Origin of the sequence: Acinetobacter sp. 809848 (genome assembly GCF_000581275.1) — a bacterium.
Lineage (GTDB): Bacteria > Pseudomonadota > Gammaproteobacteria > Pseudomonadales > Moraxellaceae > Acinetobacter > Acinetobacter pittii.
In genome coordinates, this window is the sequence record NZ_JEXG01000175.1 from 1 (window position 1) to 622 (window position 622).

Sequence of the window (622 nt, forward strand, 5' to 3'; positions counted from 1 at the left end):
CTAATCATATTGGCACTTTCTTCTGACTTTCTTTTTTCTTCTTCTAAATCAACTTTAACTTCTTGTCTGGCTTGATATTCAGCAGGAACCAAGCTAGTGAGTGGTGGAAGCTTAGGTCTGCCTCCAACTGTAATTCTTTCTATAAAGCTGGCTAACCACATAATGTATTCAAGCTTATTTTTATATTTGGGCATTAAACTGATATCTAACTTAACTAAGCACTGATCGGGCGGTTTGTTTAAACACGCTTCGAAATCAAAGTAATTACTTTTTAGTTTACATGAAGAACCCTTGAGCTCTTTTCTTATCGCACTCACTAAGTTATTGAGCTGCTCAATAGTGCTTTCAGAAAATAAATTTTTTTTCTCGAATTCTTCGTAAACCTTTTCTGCGATAGCTATAAATTTTGTCATCCCTATTTCCCTTTTATTATAGGCATTCTTATATCTTTTGCCTTTTAAGGAATTATGATGAATTAATCATTACAAAATGTAAGGGATTTTGGTTATTAAGTAATTAATATAAAACTTTTGCAATCTATTGCCCCAAACCGTCCGCAGGGATAAAAATTAATGATGAATAGATCACAAAAAACAATCCAACATCTTTTCCCGAGCGATTA

At 33.0% G+C, this 622-nt stretch carries 1 protein-coding gene; it reads right to left on the reverse strand.

From position 1 onward, the window contains the following. Positions 1 to 413 (reverse strand): hypothetical protein (locus tag J536_RS24635; RefSeq protein ID WP_032064336.1); only part of this gene is annotated, 413 nt, incomplete at its 3' end. Positions 414 to 622: the final 209 nt, after the last annotated feature.